The sequence below is a fragment of the Kitasatospora cathayae genome, from assembly GCF_027627435.1.
Taxonomy (GTDB): domain Bacteria; phylum Actinomycetota; class Actinomycetes; order Streptomycetales; family Streptomycetaceae; genus Kitasatospora; species Kitasatospora cathayae.
Window position 1 is genome coordinate 1 of sequence record NZ_CP115451.1, and the last position, 23,013, is coordinate 23,013.

Here is a 23,013-nt window from a genome sequence, read left to right on the forward strand (position 1 = left end):
GGAGCGGTCGACCTCGACCATCAGCACCGGCACCCCGTTCTCCGGGGCCTGGAGCACCGCGTCCGGGCGCACCTTGCGCTTCCCGCCCGGCAGTAGGAACTCCACCTCGGTCGCCCAGTCGGTCACGGTGCCCACCCCACCCGGGGCGTCCGGGGCCGTGCCGCCCAGGACGAACGCGGCGATCGTCTCGTTGACCGCCATCGCGTGCTGGGCACCGGATCGCCCGGCGCCCCGGGCCGTTGAGCCCATGTCGGAGCGAGGCAGGCCGAGCACCTGCCCGGCCGCCTCCAGTCCGGCCGTGCCCTCCAGCCGCCAGGTCTTGTGCCGCGCCCTGGTGTTGCCGTCGGAGGCGACCAGGCCGTGCAGGGCGAGATCGCGCAACGCCTGCCGGATCACGGTGTTCGACGTCGCCCCGGGGCGCAGCAGTCGCTGGAGCTGGTCGGCGGTGGCGACCTTGAGGACGCCGAGCGCGCCGAGGACGTCGGAGCGCAGGGCGTTGGTCGAGCTGTTCGGGTTGGCGGCGCCGCGCCGGTACGCGGTCCGTCCCGGCCGGGACGGCTGCGGCGGTTCGACGGCGTCGCCCTTGTCGTCGGGCTGGGCGGGGCTCTGACGGGTGCTCACGGACGTCTCCCGGTGGTCGTGGTCGGCTGCTGCCTCTGAGGGATATCCGGCGTTCCTGACAGCCGCCAAGCCTGTTCCGGGCCCGCGCGCCGCACCCTCTCCAACCGCCCCTGATCCGGCCCCGCCGCCACCCACCGACCAGCGAGCGGCCGGCACCAGCCGGACGCGAGAAAAGGAAAAGCCCACCGCAGGTGCAACAACCCGAACCGACCAACCGACAACGCCACAACCACAAACCAAAACCAAAAGCAGAAAGACGGGAGAAGAGGGTTGTCAGAATGCGGCGGCAGCCCGGATTCTGGCACTGACCTGCCCGTTCTCCCGCATCCGGCGCGGGAGGGCCGGTAGGGGCAGCGGAGGGGGAAACGGCAGGGGGAACGGAAGCGGTCCAGCAAACTCACCAGGGCCACCAAGGTATTGGTGAGTTTCCTTGATGGGCCACCAAGGAAACTCACCAGGGCACCTTGATGGCCATCCCAGCAGGTCAGAGACGTGCCGATCGAGCCGCCAAGGGCCCCGAGGTCGGGACCGGTTGGCGGACTGGATTACGGACCGCATTTCGGACCGGCAAGAACACGGGATACCTTGATGGCGGGAGTTATCAGATCGTTATGAAGCACCAACCTTGATGGTGAGAAATCCGGTGAGTTTCGTGGGGTTCCATTCTCCGAGCACGGGATAAGCCCGCGCTTCGGAATGAGGGAGCACCTTCGTGCACGGGGATCTGGAGACCGACCACGACGTCCTGGTCACGCTTCACCGCTTCACGCTGGCGACCGCCGAGCAGCTCCACCAGCTGCACGGCGGCACCGCCGGGATCAAGCAGACCCAGAAGCGGCTGACCCGCCTGTACGCCGACGGCCTGGCCGACTTCGTGACCCTGCCGCAGGCCGGCCGGGCGAAGGCCTGGCACCTCACCACCCAGGGCGCAGCGGTGGCGGCCACCTTCCCCGAGGCCCGCCGCACGGACGCCCAGACGCTGGACGGCGAGCAGCTCGCCGTGAGGCACGGGCGCGAGCACCTGCTCGACGTCGGCCGGATCCACGCCGCCTTCGTCACCGACGCCCGCACCCGCGGCGAGGCCTGCGGCCCGCTCGACCTCCTGCCCGCCCGGGCGCTGCCCACTGGCGAAGGCGGCGGTGTGTACCGGCCCACCGCCGAGCTCGCCTACACCGCCGGCACCGGCGAGGAGCGCCGCCGCCTGCGGGCGTTCGTCGAGCGCCACCGCCCCGGTGTCGGCGCCGAGGAGACCGCGGCACAGCTGGCGGCGTGCGCCCGGGTGTGGGAGCAGGCGGGCTCGGACGGGCGGGGCCGGGCGTGGGAGCGGCGCTGGCGAGCGTTCCCGCGGCTGCTGGTGGTCCTGGTCGGCACGGCGGCCGCCGGGGTGCGCGGAGCGGTGGCGGATCTGCGCCTGGCCGCCGAGGAGAACCCGGCCGTCGCCGAGATGCTGGCCGCCGTCCCGGCCGGCGCCGCCCGCATCGAGGACCTCATCCAGCGCGGCCCGTCCGCACCCATCTGGCACCCGATCAACGGCCGGGGCGGGCGGGCGTGCGGGTGGACGGAACTGTAGGCGGTGGCCGTCTTGGAGCGGCGTCAGCTGCCGCACGCGCAGCCGGCGGCGGCCTTCGCTTCGGCCGGGCTCTGGGCCGGGTCGGTGGCCTGCTCGTCGGGGGTGCAGCAGGCGGTGGTGCCGCAGCAGGCGTCCGGCGCGCTGTCGGCGCTCTTGGCGAGGGTGTCGGCGTCGGCCTTGACGACGTAGACCTCCCAGGGCTCCTTGCCGGGGCCGTGGACCCAGACCTTGTCCTGGAGGGCGTAGCAGCAGGAGGTGTCGTTCTCCTCGAAGGTGGCCAGGCCGGCGTCCTTGAGGCGCGCGGTGGCGGCGGTGACCTGCTCGGTGGACTCGACCTCGACGCCGAGGTGATCCAGGCGGGTGTCCTCGCCGTCCTCGCCTTCGATGAGGACGAGCTTGAGCGGGGGCTCGGCGATGGCGAAGTTCGCGTAGCCGGGCCGGCGCTTGGCCGGCTCGGTGCCGAACAGCTTGGAGTAGAAGGCGACGGAGCCTTCGAGGTCGGCGACGCGCAGGGCGAGCTGAACACGGGACATGGCGGTCTCCCCGATCCGAGATCGACGTCTGTCGATACAGCGAGCTTGTCTCTCCGAATAGATGACTGTCAACATAGACGTATGTCGAATCTGGAATTGCCGGTGCTCGGCCAGGAGGACGCGGTGGCATGCTGCTCGCCGATGGTCCGCGAGCCCCTGGGCGAGGAAGCCGCCGCCGACCTGGCGAAGATGTTCAAGGCCCTGTCGGACCCGGTCCGGCTGCGGCTGCTGTCCCTGATCGCCTCGCACGAGGGCGGCGAGGCCTGCGTCTGCGACCTGACCGGCCCCTTCGACGTCTCCCAGCCGACCATCTCCCACCACCTCAAGGTGCTGCGCGAGGCCGGACTCGTCGGATCCGAGCGCCGCGGCACCTGGGTCTACTACTGGGTACTGCCCGCAGCGCTGGCCAAGCTCTCGGCTCTGCTCCAGGCCCCGGCCGCCATCGTCCCGGCAGGAGGCGCGAGATGACCGAGATAGCTCCGCTCGGACGCCGCGCGGCGGTCGAGTTCGTCGGCACCGGCGCCCTGGTCGCCGTCGTGGTCGGCTCCGGCATCCAGGCCACCAAGCTGTCCCAGGACGTCGGCGTGCAGCTGCTCGCCAACTCCCTGGCCACCGTCTTCGGCCTCGGAGTGCTGATCGCGCTGCTCGGCCCCGTCTCCGGCGCCCACTTCAACCCCGTGGTCACCTTGGCCGCCTGGTGGACCGGCCGCCGCGACGGCGAGGGCCCGACCGGGCGCGAGGTCGCCGTCTACCTGCCCGCGCAGATCCTCGGTGCGATCAGCGGCGCGGTGCTGGCGGACGCGATGTTCGCCGAACCGCTGGTCCGCTGGTCCACCCACGCCCGCTGGGCCCCGCACCTGTGGCTGGGCGAGGTCGTCGCCACCGCCGGCCTGGTCCTGCTGATCTTCGGTCTGGCCCGCGCCGGCCGCGCGCACTTCGCCCCGGTCGCGGTCGCCTCCTACATCGGCGCCGCCTACTGGTTCACCTCCAGCACCAGCTTCGCCAACCCCGCCGTGACGATCGGCCGGGCGTTCACCGACACCTTCGCCGGCATCGCGCCCGCCTCGGTGTTGCCGTTCGTCGCCGCCCAGCTCGTCGGCCTGGTGGTCGGCGTCGCCCTGGTTGCCGTGCTGTTCGGCCGCCCCGCCGCGGCTGCCGCCGAGGACGTCGTGGTGCCGCACGGCGAGCACCACCCGGCCGCCGCCGGCCGCTGAACCCCCGCCCCTCGCTCCTGCCCCGAAGGAAGAACCCCGTGAGCTCTCCCGCCGTCCCGTCCGTGCTGTTCGTCTGCGTGCACAACGCCGGCCGCTCCCAGATGGCCGCCGCCTTCCTCACCCGCCTCGGCGGCGAGCGGGTCGAGGTCCGCTCCGCCGGCTCCGCCCCCGCCGACACCGTGAACCCGGCCGTGGTCGAGGCCCTGGCCGAGGTCGGCATCGACATCTCCGCCGAGGTGCCCAAGGTGCTGACCGTCGAGGCGGTGCAGGCCTCCGACGTGGTGATCACCATGGGCTGCGGCGACGCCTGCCCCTACTTCCCCGGAAAGCGGTACCTGGACTGGAAGCTGGAGGACCCGGCTGGCCAGGGCGTCGAGGCCGTCCGCCCGATCCGCGACCAGATCGAGCAGCGCATCCGCGGCCTGCTCGCCGAACTCGGCATCGAGGCCGCCGCATGACCACCACGTCGGTGACCGTCACCGCGATGCTCCCCGAACACGCCGACCAGGTGCTGGCGATCTACCAAGCCGGGATCGACGGCGGCGACGCCACCTTCGAGGAAGCCGCACCGACCTGGGAGGCCTTCGACGCCTCCCGCCTCGCCGAGCACCGCCTGGTCGCCCTCGACGGCGATCGGGTGCTCGGCTGGGCCGCCGTCGTGCCGGTCTCCGACCGGTGCGCGTACGCGGGGGTGGTCGAGCACTCCGTCTACGTCCACCCCGACGCCCGCAGCCAGGGCGTCGGCCTGGCGCTCCTGGAGGCGCTGCTGGCTTCCACTGACGCCGCCGGGATCTGGACCGTGCAGTCCGGCATCTTCCCGGAGAACACCGCCAGCCTCGCCCTCCACGCCAAGGCCGGCTTCCGCACCGTCGGCACCCGCGAACGCCTCGGCCGCCACCACGGACACTGGCGCGACGTCATCCTGCTGGAGCGCCGCAGCCCCACCGTCACCTGACCAGCACGGCTACCGATCCTCGGAGAAGGCCGACGCCACTGGTCAGGAGGCGCCGGCCAGCGCCAGGAGCGGCACCGGGCCCGCAGCTGTGACCTCGGTCTGGGCGAAGGCCGCGCGGGCACGGTACGCCCCGACGGCCTGCTCCGGAAGACGCCCGGGTCACCAACCTGGCGTTCGTCGAAGTCGACCGCGGCACCATGGGCGGCCCCCGGCCGGCCGCCAAACTGAACGCCTACGCCCGCTACTGGGCCACCGCGCCACTGCCAGCCGGAGTGCGGGGCACCACCGAGGCGCTTGATGCCCGTCCCGGCGCCCGGGACGGGCATCAAGGGGCCCGGACCGCTCTCACCAATGCTTTGACCTGCTGCGTTATCTTGCCGTGACCAATCCGCCAAGGTACCGGCGCATTGTCCGGGGCGGGCATCAAGGTACCGGCGGGGCGCGGCCGGGTGCGGATCCGGTCGCACGTACGATTCCCTGCCGTGGGCAAAGAGCAGAAGACCTTCGAGTACACCGACGAGCTGAAGCAGGCGCAGCGGGCGTTGATGGCCGTGCAGGCCGAGCGCCGCACGTTCCTGGCCACGCTGCCGTTGTGGGGCGGCGATCTGGAGGCCGCCCGGCAGGGGCTGAGTGAGGAGCAGCTGGCCGAGTCCGCCCGTCTGGAGGAAGCCGAGCGGCAGGCCTCCCATGCGGTGTGGGCCGACGAGTACTGGGCCAAGCTGTCCGGCGAGGACCGGGTCATCGCCCGCAGCCGGCTCATGCACATCGACGACGAGCCGGACACCTCGGCCGCGTAGCACGAACGCGCGCGGCCCGACGGCGGCCATGTGACGACGAGGAGCCCGACGATGAAGTCGGGCTCGGTGAGATAGATCTTGGGCCTGTGGCTACGACGTGACGTCCAGCTCGGCGTACATCCCAGCCGTGTAGTGGCCGGGGAAGTTGCAGACCAACTCGTAGCGGCCAGGCTGCAGCGTCACCGTGGTCCATCCCGTCGCGCCGGAGGTGATGCCGTCCCCGGCACCAGCGCCGCAACTGCGCGAGACCTCGCCCAGGCTGCCGGCCTCATCGACACGCCCATCGGGACCGGCAGGGCGCTCTCCTGCGCTCTGGCCCGCCTGCAAGGGCAGCACGACGACCTCGTGTGTGAGGGCTCCCCTGTTGAGCACCCGCAGCGACACCGTCCCGGCCGCGACCGTGCCCGGGTGGGCCACCAGACGCATCATGCGCATGCCCTGCCAACCGGGGCCGCCGCTCATCGGGGTGCGTCCGTCGGGGCCGCCCATCATGCCCGGCCCCATGTCGACCGCGGTCACATCGACCACCAGGCCCGGCAGGGCCGGCGCACCACACCGCGCACCCGGCGCCCGCCACGTCGCCGGTTCTGTACTGCGGAAGGCGCCGGTGGCGGCGAGCAGCACTGTCGTGGCGATGCCGAGCACGAGCGCGGCCACCGCCCCGGCCAAGGCCACCCGCATCCGGCGCCGACGGTCCGCGCTCACCGGTGCTCCCGCAGCAGTGCGAGCCGGCGTTTGTACTCGTCCTCGTCGATCTCCCCGTGGGCGAACCGCTCGGCCAGCACATCCTCGGCCCGCCGGCTGCCCCAGCCCGGCTCTCCCGGAGGTGGGGGCGGGCCGGGCTGACGGCCGTGGCGGGAGCTGGTGAGGTAGTGGACGAGCGCGATGACCCCGGCGATCAGCAACGCCCAGAACAGCACCATGAACACGCCCATGACGAGCCAGCCGCCCCAGCCCCAACCGCCGTACCACATCATGTCGATCACCATCCTCGGCCGGTGAGCACACCTCCCGACTCCAGTGTCGACGTGCTGCCGTCAGCGCGCAGAGGGGCCATACGGCCCCTTGCCCCGTCCAGCGACGGGCAGAAGCGGGCGAGGTCGGTGCTGTCGGAAACCCGTGAACAGTTCGATTTGCCTCCCCTGCCGGATGCCTCCCGAACCGGTGAACAAGTGCTGCCGTTCTCATGGACAGAGCCACGGGCGGGCGCACGGCCGCGGAGACTCCGCATCTTCCGGGCGTTTCCCACCCAGTCCCGGGGGTGTCAGAACGCGGTACGGCTCTGGCTCCTGGGGTCATCGCCGGCTCGCTGGTCGGTGTAGAGGCCGGCGCGGGCGAGCCGCCTCCAGGGCCGGGCGTAGCGCAGCGCGATGTCGATGTCCGGGTCGGTCGGGTCGAGGTCGAGGTCGGCGAGTGCGAGGGCGGGGCGGTTGTCGGCGGGGGCGCGGGTGAGCCAGCGTCCGCCGGGGGCGACGATGCCGGAGGGGGCGGTGGCGGCGTACTGGGCGGGGACGGCGTAGCCGAGCCAGTAGTTGTAGAGGGTGCCGTAGGCCTGGGCGACGGTGGCGCGGGCGGGGTCGTCGACCATGACGGACAGCAGGACGCAGTCGACGTCCCGGCGTTCGTATTCGGCGAACAGGGTGGGGAAGTTCGCTTCGATGCAGATGGCCAGGCCGAAGCGGACGCCGTCCACGTCGAACACCGTCGGTTCGGGCCGGCCGGGGGTGTAGAGGTAGGACAGCTCGGTGTTCGACAGGAACCGCTTGTCGTACCTGGCGACCAGGTCCCCGTGATCGGAGACGACGTAGAGGCTGTTGTGCGGACGCCTCGGCGGTGTGAGCGGATGAAGCGATCCGAAGACCGTCCACAGGCCCAGCTCGCCCGCCAAGGCCGCGATCCGCTCGGCCTCCTCGCGCAGGACGTCCCACGCGGCGCCGCTCCAGTCCGCCGGCACCCCGGTCCCGTCGGGGCCGGTCGCCACCACCCGCTTGTCCGGGTAGACGAGAGCTCCCTCCGGAAACTGCACCAGCCGCGCCCCCGCTCCGGCGGCCTCCCGCATCAGCGCCCGGACCTCCTCACCCGCCACCCGAATCGCCGCCTGGTCCCCCGGGTCCTCAGGCACCGTGCTCTGCGCCACCGCCAACCGCAACGCCTTGGCCATCCGGCGACCGTACCGGCGCGCGCCGGTCCCTCACCCGGCCAGCGCCGGGAACATCACCCACACGTGTCTCTGGCCACAGCACATTGAACCGCGTCCGGTTAGCGGGGCCGGGAAGAAACTCACCAGCGCCCCGGCGCGAAACTCACCGCCCGTGTCCCGTGACAGCGGACCTTGACGGATTGCCACTGAACTTTGACCAACGCCAGTTGGTGACAGCGAAGTTTGATCGCCGCAGTTCAGCGGCCCTGTCAGTGCGGTGGCCCGGTGCCCGAGCCACCATACCCTCAGCACTGCCGACGACAGGCACCGATCGTACTGAGCACGCCCGCGACCTGGGGATTCGGCCAAGGTTCGGTGGCGCAGGGCAGAGGCCACCGGCCGGTCGCCGGATCCTCGGAACTGGTGGGTAGCTTCAGCGGTGGCCAGGACCGGTCCGGCGCCCAGGTGGGCCAATCGCCGGCGAACGGCCCGGTGTACAGGCTCAGGGCGCGGCGGCGCCGGCCTAACCTCGAGCTTTCATGACGGTCCGTCGGTTCGTCCGGCGGGCCGTTTCAGGGTGTTCGGGCTGGGGGCGGGCAGGCCCGTGGCTCGGCTGTCGCGTTGAATGGGCGCTGGGTTCCACTGCTTTGGCCAGGGGATGACTCGTCGGAACAGGACGTCGTTGCTGGTCAGCCGGCGTTCGGCAGGGCTTGCAGTCGCTTGAACGCGGTAGTGATCGTCTGGGTCCAGGGCTCCTCGCAGCGCTGAGCGCACAACAGGCCGCGAGCCCCCTTCTGGCATAACCGGAATGGGTTCGTCCATTTTTGGGACATCTGTCACACCACGTTGATGACAATGTGCACTTCTCCTGTTGCCTCATGCGCCCGCATAATCAGTACGCAAGCTTTGAGTGACTCAAAATTCCTCATGTGATCCGAAGGGCCAAGATGAAGAAAATAGCGATGAAGACTGCAGCAGTGGCACTGTCGACAGTCGCCGCCAGTATCCTGATGCCAGCCCAGGCGCACGCCGACAACGGCGATGACTGGGGGCGGGGGGTCAATCTCGTCAACGTGGAAAGTCGCAAATGCCTGGAAGCGGAGAACAGCGGAACAGCAAACGGTACTCGGGTGCAGCAGTGGGACTGCAATGGCCAGGCGGGCGCCGTTTGGACCCATTATGAAGAAGAAGGCGGCGGTGCATACCTGTACAACGTAAACGCCCATAAGTGCCTTGAGATTGCAGATTCCCGAGGGGATAACGGCGCGCCCGCTCAGCTGTGGGATTGCATACCCGGACTCAGGACGCAGCAGTGGAGCCAAGCAGATCTGGGTGCCACCTTGGGCGCCCACTTCATTAACGATAACAGCCTAATGGAACTTGAAATCGAAAACGGTAGCCACAAGAACGGTGCCCGCGCTCAGCAATGGCTGCCGCATAACACCTCACTGAGTGCTAACTGGTACATTGTCTACGCCAATTAGATATTCTTCGAGACAAGAAGATTTGCATTTTCCGGTGGGCGAATTGACGGTGCGTCGCCCGCAGCCCGGTTCATGACCGGAACTCGCACGCCGAGCCCCGGAAGCCTCGGCCGGAGAACCCGTTCCTCGAGCTGTCGTAAGAGGCCTGAAACGACGAAAGGCCCGCCTAACTAGTGCGGGGGCCTGCGGACTGACCGGACGGCCCATGCCCCGATGTCCCGCGCCTCGGTCGCTCCGGTCGCTGTGCGACCGCCTGCCGGACGGCCTGTGCGGGGCCCCTGGCCGGAGCGGAAGTGCCGAATCCCCCGTTCACCACCGTGTACGAGCTGCGTGACGAGTGCGCCAACGATTTGGCGAACAAAACCGTCACACCGTCGAGATCGCCAGGAATTTCCGCGTCGAGGACGTGCGGATGCCGCGCAAAGCAGTGGCACAAAGGAATGATCTCGCCCCGAAGTCGCCAGGGCGGAAAACTCGCCGCCCGACTTTGACAGCAAAGGTCTGCTGACACGGCGGCCCGAACCTCAAATCAACATCAACGATGCCCCCATCCGGTTAAACGAATCCTGAAGGATAGTGATTGTTCATGAAGAAGTTCAGCGTGCTTCGCCTCATCGCTGCCGCTGTAGCCATCCCAGCTATCGGATTGGCGACAGCCAGTCCAGCATCGGCCGACGGCAACGTCAGCTGGGAAAACAAAGGTTCCGCCGGATGCCTTCAGGGCGTCCCGAACAACTATGTAGGCATGGAGCCATGTGGAAATTTGCATACGCACTGGCATGACGTTCAACTGGGCGACACCAACTGGATAGAGTATTTGCTCGACGGTGATGGGAAATGGACAGGCCAATGTCTTGACAGCAACACCTATGGAAGTGTCTACGTTGGCCCGTGTGATTCTCCCTCGAAGAACAACCTCTACCAGAGGTGGTCTGAGGAGAAATGGAGCGGAGGCTGGGTGCTCAAGAACGTCGCCACGGGAAGGTGTCTCGCCGTTTATTACGATTTTTCGGTCCAAACCCTCCCGTGCAATGCAGACATTGATTCGAAGTACTGGAAGTGACTTGACAGTCACACCGATGGACTTGGACAGCCTTGGGTGGCCAGTAATCGTGCGTTGAGCGCCCCGGCAGAAGTTTCCCCGTCGGCTGTACGCCGACATCGCGGTGCGCTGCGCCAGGCCCTGGCGGCGGTTGGCCAGCGCCGGCCTCTACATCGAGAGCGAGCCGACGGTGATCCCAGGCGCGCGTTCACCCGGGAGAACGAGTCGGCCGACATCCTCGCGAAGAACGGCTACAAGGTCGAGCAGAACCCCGACGTTCCCGGCACGCCCAAGAACCCCGACTACCGTGTCGAGGCCGACACCGAGCGCGGCGGCCCCGGTCACCGCCAGGCGGCCTGGCGGCACGAACCGGAACAGCGGATGCAGAGACTGCGGGCGCGGCCAAACGGCGCCGGCGGCGCGGGCGCCTGGTCGAGGGTGTCGTCATGCCGCAGGCTCTGCCCGCCCCACCATCCCGCCGAACCTGGCCACCACCCGGACGGCCCAGACCCGGCCGTTCTCACCGGCCGGTGCCCGGAACTCACCAACGCCCCGGGGCGCACCGGCCCCGGGGCGAAACTCCCCAGTGCAAGCAGCGGGAGTGCCGAAACTCCCCGGCGCGGCAGGTCAGCAGGGGTGCGCCGGGTGAGGCGGGATCAGGAGCGGCGCCACCAGGAGCCGCGCCGCTTCGCCTCGGCCGAGGCTTCGGTGGCGGCTCGCTCGCGCTCGGCCTCCTCTCGGGCCTGCTGGTCGGCGGCGGCCTGGCGGCAACGCTCGCACAGCCCGTCGTCGTCCCAGGCGGCCCGCTCGCGCATCTCCCACCGCTCGTCCGAGAACGGCGCCTTGCAGCGGGTGCAGGCCGGACGGTGGCGCTCGCGCTCCGCCTTCTGCCGTTCCTGCTCCCGTTCCTGGTGGACCTGGTCGGCGGCGGCCCGTTCCGCATGCAGCAGCTCGTCGCCGTCCGGATTGTCGAGCCCGGCGGCGAGGGTGTGCCAGCCGTCCCGGCCGAACCGGTGCCAGGGGGCGCCAGCGCCGAAGCGGCGCAGCAGCGGCAGGGTGGTCGCGACGATGGGCAGGGCGCGGTGGTGGTCGCGGGCAGTGATGTTGTCGCCGCGGTATGGCGGCGCGTACCAGGACGTCTCGGAGGCGGTCTCCACCGCCTGGATGCGGCGCAGCAGCCGCAGGTGGTCGGCCTTCGTCTTCTCCTTCTTCTGCTCGGGGGTGAGCGGCTTGGTGCCGGGGCGGGTGCGCTTGCGGCTGGCCTCGAAGACCAGGGCGACGGGCGGCAGTCCCTCCCGGCCGGTCGGCGGGTAGACGGTGGGCCATAGCCGCAGGGCGTGGGTGCGGGCGCCGGGGCGGCGCATGCTCGTTTCGAACGCGGCCTTCGCGGTGCCCTTGGCGGGCAGCTCGCACCAGGCGCGGTAGGTGGCCAGCTTTTCCACGAGCGTGCCGACGCCCTCGTTCTCGCGGTCGACCTCCACCAGGAGCACCGGCACGTCGGCGCCGGGGTCGCGCAGCACCAGGTCGGCGAACAGCGAGCGGCGGTGCGGGATCGCGTGCTCGACCTCCGTGGTGAACGCCTCCAGGTGACCGAATCCGGCGCGGGCGAGGAGGCCGGCGGTGGCGGCGACGTCCAGGGCGTGCTCGGAGAACGCCGCGGCCCGGCCGTCGCGCTCGGGGCGCAGCGCGGACAGCTTCGTCCCGGCTGGAAGCAGCGCGGCGGCCTCGCGACGGCCTGCCGCGGTCAGGCACCACAGCTTCCGCCCATCCGGCAATCGCAGCTCCTGGCGCACCCTCCCCGCGTCCTCCAGGTCACCGATCGCGTCGCGGGTCGCCTTGTCGATCCGCTGGCCCGGCAGGACCAGATGCCAAAGCTCGCGGGCGGTGGCTCGTTGAAACAGGGCAAGCGACACCAAGACCCCTCTCCTGACCGGCTGTGTCGAACCCCGCTTCCACCGCACCTCAGCAGTGGGGGAAGAAGGGTTGTCGCCACGGGCATGACCCCTTGACCGGGGCCGCTGGCCTGCCGAAACGCGGCCGTCCGGTGTCGGGGCCGTGGAGGTGCCGGCGGAGGTGCGGCCCGGCCCCTTGTCCCGGCCCGGCGAGGCCTCGACCGGCCGGTCCGGCAGGTGGTGATCGGCGGTCTGGTCGCCGCCGTCGGGGTCGGGCGCTGCGAGCGCGATGGTGGTCATCGGGGTGGCCTTCCGTCAGTAGGAAGCCGAAACAGGCGCGGTGGCTGGCCCGGCACCCGGGCGGGCTGCCCGGACGTGGCCGACCCTGCACAGCACCCCCTTGTCCGCGGTCTGACCGCACCCCTTGTCCGACCCCTTGACCAGCGTGTTGTCCCGCCCGAAATGCCCCGGTCAGAGCCCTTGTCCTCCCGGTATGTCCGTGACCGAAGTCATCCCCGCGGGCAATGCGAACTCACCACCACCCCGGAGCGAATCTCACCCAGCGGCCTGCGCCCGCCGGGGTGAGGCGAGGTCAGGACCGGCGCCACCCAGGGCGTGCCAGCCGCAGCGGCCAAGGTGGACGCAGCAGCGCGCCGGGTCAAGCGGATCGGGGCCGGGTGGCCTCGGCAGTCTCACCGGCCTCGAGGTAGTCGGCCTTCCCCACCTCGGCCAGGTGCCGGGCAAACGCGTCCGCCCGTGCCCGGTCTCCCGCCGGATCGTCGGTCTGGCCGTTCACACCGGCGCTGGCGATGGTGGAGGTCCGCGGCGTACTGGGAGGGCAGCCGGGTTACGCCAGAAAGAGGATGGGCAGGCGTTGGAGATTCGGCGCCTGTAAAGCCTTCATGTGGCGGCTTTTGGGGCCAGCGATGGCCCCGGATTGGGCTAATCCCAGATGCGTTCGATTCGAACGGCTGACTAACTGGTAGTGCACGGAGCACCACGGACCGTTGCCGAGTGGGCAAAGGTGTTCCCCGCGAGGGCCACCATGATCCGTGGAACAGCGCGATCACCCCTGGCGAGAAGAAAGAGACACAGATGCCTGAGAAGACCTTGCAGGTAGGTACCTGGGAGCTCGAAGAAGACAACGGTGAACTGCACTTCCGAAAGGACGGCAACACAAAGCTCGTCCTTGGCGCAGATGGCAGAATCGTGGGCTACCCGAAGTACGAGGACCACATCCGACTCTGGAATACGCATCACAATTCCTACCTGCGCGGCGACGCGGACAAGCACGCGAATATCAACTTTGGTCGCGGCCACGCCGTAGCAATGTGGGGCGATGACACCGAGGATGAGATCATTCTCAAGAAGCCGTAAAATACCTCTCCGCCGTGGGCCCCTTCAGTTCCTGTGGAGGGGCGCTACGGTTGAGCGCCGCAACCGGCCCGCGTCGCCGCTGCGGCGCCGCCGGGCGCCGAGCTGCGGACGGACTGTGCATCACCAGCGCGAACGGCCGTCCGCCGCCGGTCACGTAGTACTCCTCCCGGCCGCAATGGTCCGCCTGGGTCAACGGATTGTGTTTGACCGCGTGGGCGAGAAGGCTGGCGGTGGCGGCGACGTCCAGAGCGTGCTCGGAGAACACGGTCGACTGGCCGTCGCGCTCGGGGCGCAGCGCCACGAGCTTCGCCCCGGCCGGGATGTCAGCGGGAGGCCGAAAGCGGCGCGGTGACCGGCCCCGGCCGCCCGGAAGATGCGGTGACCGGCCCCGGCCGCCCGGAAGAGCGCCCGGGTGCGGCCGACACTGCACGCCATCCCCTTGTCCGCGGTCTGACCGCACCCCTTGTCCCGCCCCTTGACCAGCACGTTGTCCCGCCCGGTTCGCCCCGGTCAGGCCCCTTGTCCTCCCGGTTTGTCCGTGACCGGGAACACGGCCGCCGGACCGTCAGAGGTTCTGCAGGTAGGCGGTGTGGACGGTGAAGGCGGCCTGCTCGGGGGTGTCGTGGAGCATCGCTTCCTGGGTGTTGATGTCGCCGATGAAGTAGCCCTCGTACACCGCCACCCACCGGTCTCCGATGCCGGCAAGGCCGCGCTCGACCCAGCCGACCTGATGGCCCTCGCCCGTCACGAGGTAGACGTCGGGGTTGACCGTCCAGCCGGCCAGCGCCCACCAGTCGCCGAACCGTCCCGCATCGAGAGCGATGCGCACGTCACTCGGGGGCAGGCGGCGGTGCATCGGGTCGGCCGGGACGGGGACCTCGACAGGCGGTTGCTGCGGTGCGGACGCGGCCGCGGGCCGGGGCGCGGTCTGCTGCTGGGCGAGGCGCTGGTCGACCAGGTCGCGCAGCCGCTCGCCTCCGGACGGGGTTTCGCCCCGGGGAGCAACGGGCGCCGTGACGGCGGGCCGCGCAGAGGGCGCTGTTTCCCCCCGGGGAGGAACCGGCACCGGAACGGCCTGCGGCCGGTCCAAGGCAGGGTCCGTCGGCGGGGGAGTTTCGCCGCGGGGAGCAACGGGCGCGGGCCGGTCCTCGAGGGCGGGGCCGCCGGTCGCCGGAGCCGTTACGGGCGCGGCCACCGACACCGGCCCGGCCGTGACCGGGGAGCCGCCGAACAAGGCCGCTGTTTCGCCCCGGGGCGAAACGAGGGGCTCCGGGGCGGCCTGGTCGGGGCTGGCGGCCTGAGTGGGGTGGGCGTCGAGCATCCGCTCGGCGAGCTCGCGGTGGCGCACGGCCAGGCCGTCGACGGCGCGCAAGAGATCGGCCAGGGCCTGGCAGGCAAGGGCGCCGTCGCCGTCGCGCTCCGCGCGCTCCAGTTGGAGGAGAAAGCGCTCGTCGTGCCGGCGCAGCGCCTCGCCGAGCTCCAGCAGCTCGGCGCCCTCGCCGTCAGCGGGCAGGTCGGCGGGCGACGGAGTTTCGCCCCGGGGGTTTTCGGCGGCCGCGGTGCGCGCCAGTTCCTGCTTCTCCTTCTCCCGGGCGCGGTCCGCTTTCGACGAGCACGCCTTCGAGCAGTACTTCCGCGGGCGGCCCGTCCCGCTCGGCTCCATCTCCTTGCCGCACACCGTGCAGGTCGGCGCGCCGAACAGCATCGGCTCGGCCATCGCCTTTTGCCCCGGGGAGAAACTCATGCCGGGATGCTATCCCCGCACTGAGCTGGGGTTTTCCCCCGGGGTGAAACGCCGCGCCCCGGCGGGCAGCAGCGGCCCGTCGCAGCGGCGCAGCACCGGCTGCGCAGCGCTGCGCAACCGCCCTTGCGCATGCGCAGCGGGCCCGGTCGTCGCTGCGCAGCCAGCATCGCCGGCGGCGTCGGCGGCAGAACCGACAAGCCGTGTCCGAGGCCTGCGGCGGCGGCCGTGCCTGCGACCCCGGTCGCACCGCCTCCTACCTGCGGTGGGGAGTTTCCGTCGCATCCTCTGCGCGTCAAACTCACCGGCCTTGCGCAGCCGGCTGCACCGCGGGTCGCAGCGTCACAGTCCGAGGCAGCCAGCGGTTGCGCGGCCGGTCGCAGTCGCAGCGCGTTGGCTGCGCGGGCGCCGTCGCAGTCGCAGCAGCAGCGTGTAGGGTCGCCTTGCTACACGGAGAGCAGCAGCACGCCCGGGTGCAGCAAGGGCCGCCTTGCTGCACCTGCTGCTGCCCGTGACCGGCCGGGCCCGGCGGCGGTTTCACCGGTATGACGACGACTCCGCCCTCCGCGCGGCCCTGGCTGCCGCTGCCATCTCCACTCGACGCGAACCCCGGCACGTTTCGCCAGGTGCCCGACCTGGCGGACGCGCTGAGCGCAGCCGAGCGGGACGCCCTCGCCCAGGCCTCGGTCACCGGCCAGGCGCCACCGACTGGATCCGCTCCCTCGCCGCCCGGCAGCCGCACGCCGAAAACCGGCAGGTCCTGGAGCGGTACGCCGACGCCGTCGAGCAGGTGCTGCGCCACGAGATCATTCCCGGCGGCGACGGCGAGCTGGCGGAGGAGCTGCGCTACACCCTGGACGCCTACGTGCTGCTGGGCAGCGTCCAGAGCGAACACCGGCCCGAGTTGACCGACGGGGAACGGGTCGCGCTGCTGGCGGTCAGCTTCACCGCCGCGTCTGCTCCGCGGGTCGTCCTCAACGACATCGCCGGCGACCTGGCGGTGCTGTGCGAGGCGATCGACCAGGCCCTCGCCCTCGCCGCCGCGGCGCAGCCGGCTGCCTCCGAGGTCCGGCCGTGAGCCAGACGGAGAAGGAGGCGCCGACGGCGGCGCCGGACGACCTGGTCCGCAAGTACGCCGTCGACCAACTCGTCCGTTGTCTGCAGGAGAAGCGGGCCCCGGTGAGGACGCGGGGTGGTGGAAGCGGTACCGGCACGAGCGGTCCCTCCGGCGGTTGGGCCGGGCCACCGACCGCGCGTTCATGTTCGAGGGCGCAGCAGACGAGGCGTTCCTGCGCTATCTGAAGATCGAGCTGGCGATGCACGTGCTGACCGACCTCACCGCCGACGAGGTCACGATGTGGCGGCGCACCGAGGGCATCGTGGCGGCCCGCACCCTGGTGGAGCTGCGGGACTTCGTCCGGCAGTCCACCGGCCGCCCCGACTGGGACTTCACCACCGACCGGCAGCACCCGGCGCCGCCACCAAGCGGTGCCTGAACCGGCCCGGGACATGATCTGGGGGCCGCGCCGGAGCCGGGAGAATAGTCCGATGACCAGTCAGCTCCCCCGCGGCCTCACCTCCCTGATCCCCACCTCCCCCACGCCCACCGCCGGCCAGCGCGCCGCCGCCCAGCTCCTCCAGCTTGACCAGGCCCTGCTCCCGATCCCGGTCATCGCGGCCGCCGCCGAGCTGATCGCCGACCGCCTCGAAGACCCCGACCAGACCACCCGCGACGCGGCCGGCGCGGTCCTCGCCCACCTGCACGCCGCACTGGCCAGCGCCGCCCCACGCCCCGCCGAGAACCAGCCGGCTGAACCCGAGCTCGGCCGACGCCGCCCGCCCGCTTAAGCGTTCGTTGCTCAGACCCGACACAACGCCGGACACTGAAGGCATGTCGCGCGGTCTCGGGCGGGTGCAGCAGGCCGTGCTGGCCCACCTGGCAACCGAGCCTCTCGGGCGCAGCCCGCTGACCGGGCTGCCCGTCTGGGAGCCGGTGCGCGAGATCGCGGCCGCCGTCTTCCACGTCCCCCAAGCCAGCGGGGCGCAGCTGGCGTCGGTACGACGGGCGGTGCGCACCCTCGCGGCGGCCGACCTGGTCGACCACCGGCGGCTCGCGCTGGACGGCGTCACCTACGTCCATCAACGCGGCACCCCGCGCCGACCGGTGCCCCGGTGGGAGGTGCGGATCGAGGTCTGCGCCGGGGCCGGCTGCCCGGCCTGCGCGGCCGGGACGTTCCGGTACCCGGGTGAGGCGATGAGCCTGGACGTGATCAACGCGCTGCTCGAGCAAAACGGCTACGTACCCGGCCAGGTCGAAGCGTTCGTACGGCAGGGCTGGCACTGGAACCACTACGAGATCCCCGGCCCGCAGCACCGCCACCCGGTGACCATCACAGTCAGCGAAGGCTGCGCCCGCCGCGCCACGACGCCGCAGGAACGCGCGGCCGGCAACCGCGCGCTGGACGCCTATCTCGCCCGGTTCAGCGCCCGGGCGCCACGCAGGTGACCGGGGCCCTACTTTCGGGCCCTCAGAGGGCCGATCTATGAAACCGCCGCAGATCACAGGTCTGCGGCGGGACGGCCAGGCCCGCTCAGATCTGCCGGTCCGGGTCGGAGAAGATCAGCCCGCCGGGCGAGAGGCGGCGGCGAGCCGGGGCGGGAACGGCCACGGTCTCGCCGGGCGGCTGGCGGAAGTCGGCACCCTGCTCGACCGGCAGCAGCCGGCGCCCGCCGGACTGGGCGGGCAGGGGCGCGTCGGTGGCGGACTCGGAGAAGCGCAGGGAGAGCCTGCGGCGGTCAGTCATGATCACCAGTCTCGCAGCCCAAATGGGGTCGGGTAGGTCAGACCGCTAGCACCGGTGGTAGCGGTCTGGCCCTGACCACCAGTGCCAAACCCGAAGCCGGCCGCTGTTTCAGGTCTTTAGAACAGAGCGGTTAAACCAGTGCTACCACACTGGTCGACTGGAGCAGGTGGCCAGTCCTGCTGGTGGGCGGGGGACCAAAGTTCTGCACCCGCCACAGGACAAGTGCGTTACCCGCTTTGGTACCGCGCAGGGGCACGCCAGGTTGGCGGACCCCTGCGGTGGGCGAAGGCGTCAGGCCGAGGTGGCGAGCTGGCCGAGGTTGGCGATCTGGGGTGTACCGTTCGCGTCGCTGCTCGGTGAACGCAGTCGGCTCCCTGGTGACGGCCCGTCTGCGGGCTCAGCCTGATGGCAGCCACACAAGGCGGATGTCAGTCCTCCGGAAGAGTCACGGCGATCTGGCCTTCGTCGTTGACGCCGTGGATGGCGATGCGGCTGCGGTCGAACTTCTCCCAGTCGCACTGCAGCCGGAAGACCTTGTGCGTAGCAATCGCGGTGACGTCCTCGGTGGCGGTGAAGTCGCCCTGGCCGAGTAGCAGCAGGACTGCCTGGCGGGCGTCGTGGGGATCGCCGTCGATGACGCGGGCCAGGCGCTGCAGGCTGGTGGTGACTTCTTCGAGGCGCCGCCCTTCTGGTTCGAACAGGCCGATGATCTCGAACGAGTCGTCGGAGTAGATGAGGCTCATCCGCAGCTCGCGCTGCACCTGCTCCTCCTCGGCGGTCAGTGGCAGTACGTCGCTTGGGAACGGCAGGGGGTGGGCCGGGTGCAGGCGAAGCTGGCCGGAGCTGTCCGGGATCTCGTGGAGCACCTTCGCCGCGACGAGCAGGGTGATGACGTCGTCGATGGTCTCCAGCGGCGGCAGGCCGTAGTGCGCGGCGTAGCGGGTGGCGTCGGCGATCTCGCCGGGAAGGGCAGCCTGCTCGTCCTCGTCCAGGTCGTCGCCGGTGTCCCAGCAGGAGTGGGTGAGGGCGCCGGCCGGGTTGGCCTTCGTCGCGGCAAACGGTCCCAGCTCTTCGCGGGCGAACGGCGCACCCTCCATGACGGTGCCGATGAGCAGCATCATCGTCACCATGGGGCGGATCCTCGACCAGCCTCCCCGCGCGGTACGGCGGAAGTGCTCCTCACGCATCTCGTCCGACCAGTCCATCAGCGAAGCCGTATCGGCCATGACTCCCCCAAGATCGTTGGTGCGCTGCTTGCCCGTAGGCTACGCCGCCGCTGGTCCACTGCCGAACCACTGTGAAGCGGGCCGTCCAGGTTGGTGGGCTCCGCGACCTGGACCAGGCAGTCGATGTCGGCCCGCCGTCGTTGTTGTCCCGCTCGGCCTGCGCCCTGGCCGTTCGAATCGAGGCTCAGCGGCGGTGCGCAGCCGGCCGGGACCGCGGGGGCAAGGGGGGGGTGCCCGGGGTCCCGGCCGGGGGAGGCTTCGGCTGCGCGTGGGCGCGGCCGTTCTGCTCGGCAGCCCCGTCTTGGGGACGGTGGGGTTGCCGTGCCGGGAATGCTAGACCCGCGCGTCGGTGGTGAACAGGGCTGCGACCTGCGATTTTTCGGCTGCGGGCATGCCAGAGAGGGGCCCCGGTGTGGGCCTGGGTCCTGGTTTGGTCAGAACCAGTGCGGCCGGTAGGCCCGGCCGCGCTGGGTCGGGCAGGAGTCGCCGGGTGTGAGGGGAAGGTCGCCGGCGTCGTGTGCGGCGGCGACTTCGGGGTTGTCGAGGAGCTTGCCCCTGAAGTGCCACTTCGGCGAGCTCTGGTCGGGTTCCCAGCCGTCGGTGATCTCGTAGACGCGCTGGACGATGCCGTCGACGGCGATCACGGCGTAGCGGGCTTTGCGGCGGACTTCCTCGCCGACGGGCCAGGCTCCGCGGTCCGCGTCGTACTGTTCCTCGCCGCCGACTTCCCCGTGGCCGTCGCGGTGGACGCGGTTGCGCCGGGAGATGACCACCGCGACCTGCTCGCCGCGGGCGAGGTGGCCCCAGCGTTTGGAGGCGGCCTGCCAGCTGAATCCCCAGGCCTCGCCGAGGTCTTCGAAGTCCGCGCCCTGTTTGAGCGCCGTGACGGCGGCTCGGGCGGCGGCGGCCTGGCAGGCCTCGTCGATCTGCTTGAGCACGGCTAGGAGGTGAAGCTCGCTGGCGCCGGAATCACCGGTCGCCGCCGGGGTCCGCGTTCGGATCCAGTCCTGGGCCAGTTGCTCGACCGCGCGGATCAGCTCTGCTTGCTCGGTCGTGGCGGGCTCGGCTTCCGGTTCATCCATGGGGTAACTGTAGTTGTCATTTGACGATCACGTCGCCGCGAATCATTATTGAAGTTGTCCCATTGGATTCAGTGGTGTGCTGCCGCATGCCGAGCGCGGAACGGGAGCGGTAGTGCACGAGGAGCGGGACGCTGGCACGGCGGACCTGTCCGATGCCGAGCACGGCGACGTCCTGAGCGGCGTCATCCTGCCGTCCTGGACCCGCAACGCCGTGCCGCAGGAGCAGCCGGTGGTGCTGCTCCTGGCAGGCCCGCCCGGCAGCGGGAAGACCACCCTCGGCGACCTGCTGATGCCGGTGCTCGACCTGCGCGGCGGCGCCGTACGCGTCGGCGCCGACCTCTACAAGACCGTGCACCGGCACTACGAGGCGCTGCTGGCGAAGGACGTGCGCACCGCTGGTGTCCTCGTCCGGCCGGACACCCGCCGCTGGCAGGCCGCCGTGGAGGAACACGTGCGCGCCCGCCGTCTGGACGCGCTCGTGGAGACCGCCCTCGCCGACCCCGACGAGGCCCGTGCCCAGGCGCTGGCGTACCGGCAGGCCGGGCACCGGATCGAGGTGGTCGCCGTGGCGTGCGCCCTGGCGTGGAGTCAGCTCGGTGTGCTGGAGCGCTACCTCGGCGACGGTGGCGGGGCCGGGCGGTATGTGTCGTGGGCCAACCACGACGAGTGCGCCCGCCAGCTGAGCCGGACCCTGGACGTGCTGGAGTCCGAGGACCTGGTGGACCGCGTCACCGTCGTCCGACGCGGCCTGGAGCCCCTGTACGGCAACGAGCTCGTCGATGGAACGTGGGCACGGCCGCGCGGCGCGGCCCGAGCGGTGGAGGCCGAGCGGGCCAGGTGGTGGGACGCGGTGGAGACCGCGTCCTTCCGCCGGTCCTTGGCCGGTGCCGAACGCGCGCTGGTGCGGGCGGAGACCCGGCTGCCCGCAGACCAGGTGCTGGCCGTCGCACGGGACGCGGAGCGGTGCACCGCGCTGGCCGAGCCGGTGCGGCGCACCGCCCAGCCGATCGACGGGCCGCCCGGCGTTGACTACCACCGGCTGTCCGCCGACGAGCACGAGTGGACCTTCAAGAACCTGATCGTCCCCGACCTCGGGGAGATCGTGGCGCAGGAGCGGCCCGTGGTCGTCTACGTCATGGGGGCACCCGGCGCGGGCAAGACCCAGGCGACGATGATGGTGCGCCGAGCGCTGCGCGAGCGGCGGCCGGTGTGGATCGCAGGCGAGCTGTTCAAGGCGGCCCATCCCGACTACTTCCGGCTGCTGCGCGAGCATCCGCGCACGGCCTCCGCCCGGATCCGCATGGACTACAAGGCGTGGCAGGCCCGGGCCGAGGCGCTGGTGCGCGAGCGGGGCGCGGACGCGGTGATCGAGATCGCCCCCGGCAGCGCGGCCGCCTTCCTCGACGACGCCGCCGCGTGGCGCCGGGCCGGGCACCGCGTCGAATTGCTGGTGCTGGACGTGCGCGCGGCCGACAGCCTCCAGGGCACCGCCCTGCGCTACGCCGAGGTCAGCCGGGGCGGCATCCGGCCGGGTCGGTTCACCACCACCGTCGGGCACAACCGGTGCCTGGCGGCGGTGCTGGAGTGCGTCCAGGCCGTCGAGGAGCAGCGCCTGGTCGACCACATCAGCGTGGTGCGCCGCGACGGCACCGCCATCTTCCGCAACACGCTCGGCGTCGATGGCCGGTGGTCCGGTCCGGCCGGTGCCACACTCGCCGCCCGGGCGGGGCAGGTGCGGCCCTACACCGAGCAGGAGGCCCGCCAGTTCCTCGCCCACCAGCGCGAGCTGCGCATGGCCCTGCCGCAGTACCGGCGGGACGTCGACGCGATCACTCGCCTGGCATGGCCGCTGCTGCCGCCCGCGCTCCAGCCCGGTCGGCTCGCCTTCACCCCGCCCGTGGCGCTCCCGGCGCCGCGCTCCTACGCCCCAGCGATCTCGCTGAGCCTGGCGTCGTAGTCGGCCTCGATCCGCTCCAGCTCCATCCCGGTCATCTCCGGAAGGTCGCGCAGCGCCTTGGTGCTAGCGGCGCGCTCGGCCAGCAGCTGCTCGACGCGCTCGGGGTCGGCCACGGGGCGCCGGCGTTCGGCATGGATCTGCTCGGTGTACCAGGCCGCCACCTGCCCGATCTTCTCCCCGATCCGGTGGAGGGCACCGGCGTCCCTGGTGCTGTCCGGTGTGCCGGGACGAGCACCGCCAGAGGTGTGGTCGGGGAGTTCAGGGTCGTACACGGCAACCGCCTCGATTCTCGAAAGTCCGCTGGTCAGAACCGTCCTGACAGGTTGGAGCCTACGACCGCCCCAGCATGCGGCTTGCCCGTGACCCCCTGGCCCCACCGGCACCCTCGCCGGGATACGCCGCAAGAAGCCATCACTTACTTCATCCGGCAGACAGGCGCCGCCGTCAGACCACCATCCCTCCCGACCGCCGATTTCGCCAAGGCCACCACGGCATCCCGGAAAGGGGAGCGGCGGGCGGTCTTTACGCCGTAAATACCGCCCGCCCCGCACACCCCTGGCACCGGTGCCGACCTGACT

At 71.0% G+C, this 23,013-nt stretch carries 26 protein-coding genes; 14 read left to right on the forward strand and 12 right to left on the reverse strand.

Going from position 1 to position 23,013, the window contains the following annotated elements; genetic code table 11:
- On the reverse strand, positions 1 to 621 hold a 621-nt coding region (locus tag O1G21_RS39760), incomplete at its 3' end, for a replication-relaxation family protein (protein ID WP_270151542.1).
- Between the two features lie 712 nt (positions 622 to 1,333).
- Between O1G21_RS39760 and O1G21_RS39765 the strand changes: the two genes are divergently transcribed.
- Positions 1,334 to 2,191: a replication-relaxation family protein gene (locus O1G21_RS39765; protein WP_270151543.1), complete on the forward strand. Its 858-nt coding sequence runs from the start codon at positions 1,334 to 1,336 to the stop codon at positions 2,189 to 2,191.
- A gap of 23 nt (positions 2,192 to 2,214) precedes the next feature.
- Here the strand turns inward: O1G21_RS39765 and O1G21_RS39770 are convergent, their stop codons facing one another.
- Entirely contained in the window at positions 2,215 to 2,724 is a 510-nt protein-coding gene (locus O1G21_RS39770; RefSeq protein ID WP_270151545.1) for an ArsI/CadI family heavy metal resistance metalloenzyme, read from the reverse strand.
- 81 nt (positions 2,725 to 2,805) lie between these two features.
- Between O1G21_RS39770 and O1G21_RS39775 the strand changes: the two genes are divergently transcribed.
- The 5 genes from O1G21_RS39775 to O1G21_RS39795 all read left to right on the forward strand — a co-directional run bounded on the left by O1G21_RS39775 (position 2,806) and on the right by O1G21_RS39795 (position 5,690).
- Positions 2,806 to 3,192, forward strand: coding sequence for an ArsR/SmtB family transcription factor (locus O1G21_RS39775; RefSeq protein ID WP_270151547.1), 387 nt, complete (start codon positions 2,806 to 2,808; stop codon positions 3,190 to 3,192).
- Positions 3,189 to 3,938 carry an aquaporin gene (locus tag O1G21_RS39780; RefSeq protein WP_270151549.1) on the forward strand — a complete coding sequence of 250 codons (750 nt, stop codon included), beginning with the start codon at positions 3,189 to 3,191 and terminating at the stop codon, positions 3,936 to 3,938. The genes O1G21_RS39775 and O1G21_RS39780 overlap by 4 nt, the downstream gene beginning before the upstream one ends.
- Positions 3,939 to 3,976: 38 nt before the next feature.
- On the forward strand, positions 3,977 to 4,396 hold the full coding sequence (locus tag O1G21_RS39785) for an arsenate reductase ArsC (RefSeq protein WP_270151550.1): 420 nt from the start codon (positions 3,977 to 3,979) through the stop codon (positions 4,394 to 4,396).
- Positions 4,393 to 4,893: a GNAT family N-acetyltransferase gene (locus O1G21_RS39790; protein ID WP_270151551.1), complete on the forward strand. Its 501-nt coding sequence runs from the start codon at positions 4,393 to 4,395 to the stop codon at positions 4,891 to 4,893. Before O1G21_RS39785 ends, O1G21_RS39790 begins: the two co-directional genes overlap by 4 nt.
- Positions 4,894 to 5,375: 482 nt before the next feature.
- On the forward strand, positions 5,376 to 5,690 hold the full coding sequence (locus O1G21_RS39795; protein ID WP_270151553.1) for a hypothetical protein: 315 nt from the start codon (positions 5,376 to 5,378) through the stop codon (positions 5,688 to 5,690).
- 90 nt (positions 5,691 to 5,780) lie between these two features.
- On the opposite strand, the gene O1G21_RS39800 is transcribed toward O1G21_RS39795, so the two are convergent.
- From O1G21_RS39800 to O1G21_RS39810, 3 genes are all read right to left on the reverse strand, one after another.
- Entirely contained in the window at positions 5,781 to 6,371 is a 591-nt protein-coding gene (locus O1G21_RS39800) for a sulfocyanin-like copper-binding protein (RefSeq protein ID WP_270151747.1), read from the reverse strand.
- 20 nt (positions 6,372 to 6,391) lie between these two features.
- A complete protein-coding gene (locus O1G21_RS39805; RefSeq protein ID WP_270151555.1) occupies positions 6,392 to 6,679 on the reverse strand; it encodes an SHOCT domain-containing protein in 288 nt (95 codons plus the stop codon).
- Positions 6,680 to 6,954: 275 nt separating this feature from the next.
- Positions 6,955 to 7,851: a carbon-nitrogen hydrolase family protein gene (locus O1G21_RS39810; protein ID WP_270151556.1), complete on the reverse strand. Its 897-nt coding sequence runs from the start codon at positions 7,849 to 7,851 to the stop codon at positions 6,955 to 6,957.
- 941 nt (positions 7,852 to 8,792) lie between these two features.
- Between O1G21_RS39810 and O1G21_RS39815 the strand changes: the two genes are divergently transcribed.
- The gene (locus tag O1G21_RS39815) at positions 8,793 to 9,314 is read left to right on the forward strand and encodes an RICIN domain-containing protein (protein ID WP_270151557.1); all 522 of its coding nucleotides are present in this window, start codon (positions 8,793 to 8,795) and stop codon (positions 9,312 to 9,314) included.
- A 586-nt stretch (positions 9,315 to 9,900) separates the two neighbouring features.
- Complete coding sequence (locus tag O1G21_RS39820; protein WP_270151559.1) at positions 9,901 to 10,377, forward strand: RICIN domain-containing protein; 477 nt, start codon at positions 9,901 to 9,903, stop codon at positions 10,375 to 10,377.
- Between the two features lie 635 nt (positions 10,378 to 11,012).
- Here the strand turns inward: O1G21_RS39820 and O1G21_RS39825 are convergent.
- On the reverse strand, positions 11,013 to 12,269 hold the full coding sequence (locus tag O1G21_RS39825; protein ID WP_270151561.1) for a replication-relaxation family protein: 1,257 nt from the start codon (positions 12,267 to 12,269) through the stop codon (positions 11,013 to 11,015).
- A gap of 993 nt (positions 12,270 to 13,262) precedes the next feature.
- Between O1G21_RS39825 and O1G21_RS39830 the strand changes: the two genes are divergently transcribed.
- Positions 13,263 to 13,625, forward strand: a complete 363-nt coding sequence (locus tag O1G21_RS39830) for a hypothetical protein (protein WP_270151563.1) — start codon at positions 13,263 to 13,265, stop codon at positions 13,623 to 13,625.
- On the opposite strand, the gene O1G21_RS39835 is transcribed toward O1G21_RS39830, so the two are convergent.
- Together O1G21_RS39835 and O1G21_RS39840 are read right to left on the reverse strand one after the other, a co-directional pair.
- Positions 13,612 to 13,926, reverse strand: a complete 315-nt coding sequence (locus O1G21_RS39835; RefSeq protein WP_270151566.1) for a hypothetical protein — start codon at positions 13,924 to 13,926, stop codon at positions 13,612 to 13,614. The genes O1G21_RS39830 and O1G21_RS39835 overlap by 14 nt on opposite strands.
- A 264-nt stretch (positions 13,927 to 14,190) precedes the next feature.
- Positions 14,191 to 15,369 (reverse strand): hypothetical protein, encoded by a 1,179-nt coding sequence (locus tag O1G21_RS39840; protein WP_270151568.1) that lies wholly within the window; start codon positions 15,367 to 15,369, stop codon positions 14,191 to 14,193.
- Between the two features lie 787 nt (positions 15,370 to 16,156).
- Between O1G21_RS39840 and O1G21_RS39845 the strand changes: the two genes are divergently transcribed.
- From O1G21_RS39845 to O1G21_RS39860, 4 genes are all read left to right on the forward strand, one after another.
- Positions 16,157 to 16,444: a hypothetical protein gene (locus O1G21_RS39845; RefSeq protein ID WP_270151570.1), complete on the forward strand. Its 288-nt coding sequence runs from the start codon at positions 16,157 to 16,159 to the stop codon at positions 16,442 to 16,444.
- Between the two features lie 76 nt (positions 16,445 to 16,520).
- Complete coding sequence (locus tag O1G21_RS39850) at positions 16,521 to 16,862, forward strand: hypothetical protein (RefSeq protein WP_270151572.1); 342 nt, start codon at positions 16,521 to 16,523, stop codon at positions 16,860 to 16,862.
- A 52-nt stretch (positions 16,863 to 16,914) separates the two neighbouring features.
- On the forward strand, positions 16,915 to 17,214 hold the full coding sequence (locus O1G21_RS39855) for a hypothetical protein (protein WP_270151573.1): 300 nt from the start codon (positions 16,915 to 16,917) through the stop codon (positions 17,212 to 17,214).
- A 43-nt stretch (positions 17,215 to 17,257) separates the two neighbouring features.
- Complete coding sequence (locus tag O1G21_RS39860) at positions 17,258 to 17,872, forward strand: hypothetical protein (protein ID WP_270151575.1); 615 nt, start codon at positions 17,258 to 17,260, stop codon at positions 17,870 to 17,872.
- Between the two features lie 85 nt (positions 17,873 to 17,957).
- Here the strand turns inward: O1G21_RS39860 and O1G21_RS39865 are convergent, their stop codons facing one another.
- The 3 genes from O1G21_RS39865 to O1G21_RS39875 form a co-directional block, all read right to left on the reverse strand.
- A complete protein-coding gene (locus tag O1G21_RS39865) occupies positions 17,958 to 18,170 on the reverse strand; it encodes a hypothetical protein (protein WP_270151576.1) in 213 nt (70 codons plus the stop codon).
- A gap of 428 nt (positions 18,171 to 18,598) precedes the next feature.
- Positions 18,599 to 19,396 (reverse strand): DUF6042 family protein, encoded by a 798-nt coding sequence (locus tag O1G21_RS39870; RefSeq protein ID WP_270151578.1) that lies wholly within the window; start codon positions 19,394 to 19,396, stop codon positions 18,599 to 18,601.
- Between the two features lie 434 nt (positions 19,397 to 19,830).
- Complete coding sequence (locus O1G21_RS39875; protein ID WP_270151580.1) at positions 19,831 to 20,478, reverse strand: hypothetical protein; 648 nt, start codon at positions 20,476 to 20,478, stop codon at positions 19,831 to 19,833.
- 112 nt (positions 20,479 to 20,590) lie between these two features.
- Between O1G21_RS39875 and O1G21_RS39880 the strand changes: the two genes are divergently transcribed.
- A complete protein-coding gene (locus O1G21_RS39880) occupies positions 20,591 to 22,435 on the forward strand; it encodes a zeta toxin family protein (protein ID WP_270151581.1) in 1,845 nt (614 codons plus the stop codon).
- On the opposite strand, the gene O1G21_RS39885 is transcribed toward O1G21_RS39880, so the two are convergent.
- On the reverse strand, positions 22,399 to 22,707 hold the full coding sequence (locus tag O1G21_RS39885; protein WP_270151582.1) for a hypothetical protein: 309 nt from the start codon (positions 22,705 to 22,707) through the stop codon (positions 22,399 to 22,401). The genes O1G21_RS39880 and O1G21_RS39885 overlap by 37 nt on opposite strands.
- Positions 22,708 to 23,013 lie beyond the last annotated feature (306 nt).

Coding starts and splice junctions, on each gene's coding strand:
- O1G21_RS39770 (WP_270151545.1), bottom strand. CDS start 2,724: ATGTCCCGTGTTCAGCTCGCCCTGCGCGTCGCCGACCTCGAAGGCTCC.
- O1G21_RS39775 (WP_270151547.1), top strand. CDS start 2,806: ATGTCGAATCTGGAATTGCCGGTGCTCGGCCAGGAGGACGCGGTGGCA.
- O1G21_RS39780 (WP_270151549.1), top strand. CDS start 3,189: ATGACCGAGATAGCTCCGCTCGGACGCCGCGCGGCGGTCGAGTTCGTC.
- O1G21_RS39790 (WP_270151551.1), top strand. CDS start 4,393: ATGACCACCACGTCGGTGACCGTCACCGCGATGCTCCCCGAACACGCC.
- O1G21_RS39800 (WP_270151747.1), bottom strand. CDS start 6,371: ATGCGGGTGGCCTTGGCCGGGGCGGTGGCCGCGCTCGTGCTCGGCATC.
- O1G21_RS39805 (WP_270151555.1), bottom strand. CDS start 6,679: ATGGTGATCGACATGATGTGGTACGGCGGTTGGGGCTGGGGCGGCTGG.
- O1G21_RS39810 (WP_270151556.1), bottom strand. CDS start 7,851: ATGGCCAAGGCGTTGCGGTTGGCGGTGGCGCAGAGCACGGTGCCTGAG.
- O1G21_RS39815 (WP_270151557.1), top strand. CDS start 8,793: ATGAAGACTGCAGCAGTGGCACTGTCGACAGTCGCCGCCAGTATCCTG.
- O1G21_RS39820 (WP_270151559.1), top strand. CDS start 9,901: ATGAAGAAGTTCAGCGTGCTTCGCCTCATCGCTGCCGCTGTAGCCATC.
- O1G21_RS39840 (WP_270151568.1), bottom strand. CDS start 15,369: ATGAGTTTCTCCCCGGGGCAAAAGGCGATGGCCGAGCCGATGCTGTTC.
- O1G21_RS39855 (WP_270151573.1), top strand. CDS start 16,915: ATGACCAGTCAGCTCCCCCGCGGCCTCACCTCCCTGATCCCCACCTCC.
- O1G21_RS39860 (WP_270151575.1), top strand. CDS start 17,258: ATGTCGCGCGGTCTCGGGCGGGTGCAGCAGGCCGTGCTGGCCCACCTG.
- O1G21_RS39865 (WP_270151576.1), bottom strand. CDS start 18,170: ATGACTGACCGCCGCAGGCTCTCCCTGCGCTTCTCCGAGTCCGCCACC.
- O1G21_RS39870 (WP_270151578.1), bottom strand. CDS start 19,396: ATGGCCGATACGGCTTCGCTGATGGACTGGTCGGACGAGATGCGTGAG.
- O1G21_RS39875 (WP_270151580.1), bottom strand. CDS start 20,478: ATGGATGAACCGGAAGCCGAGCCCGCCACGACCGAGCAAGCAGAGCTG.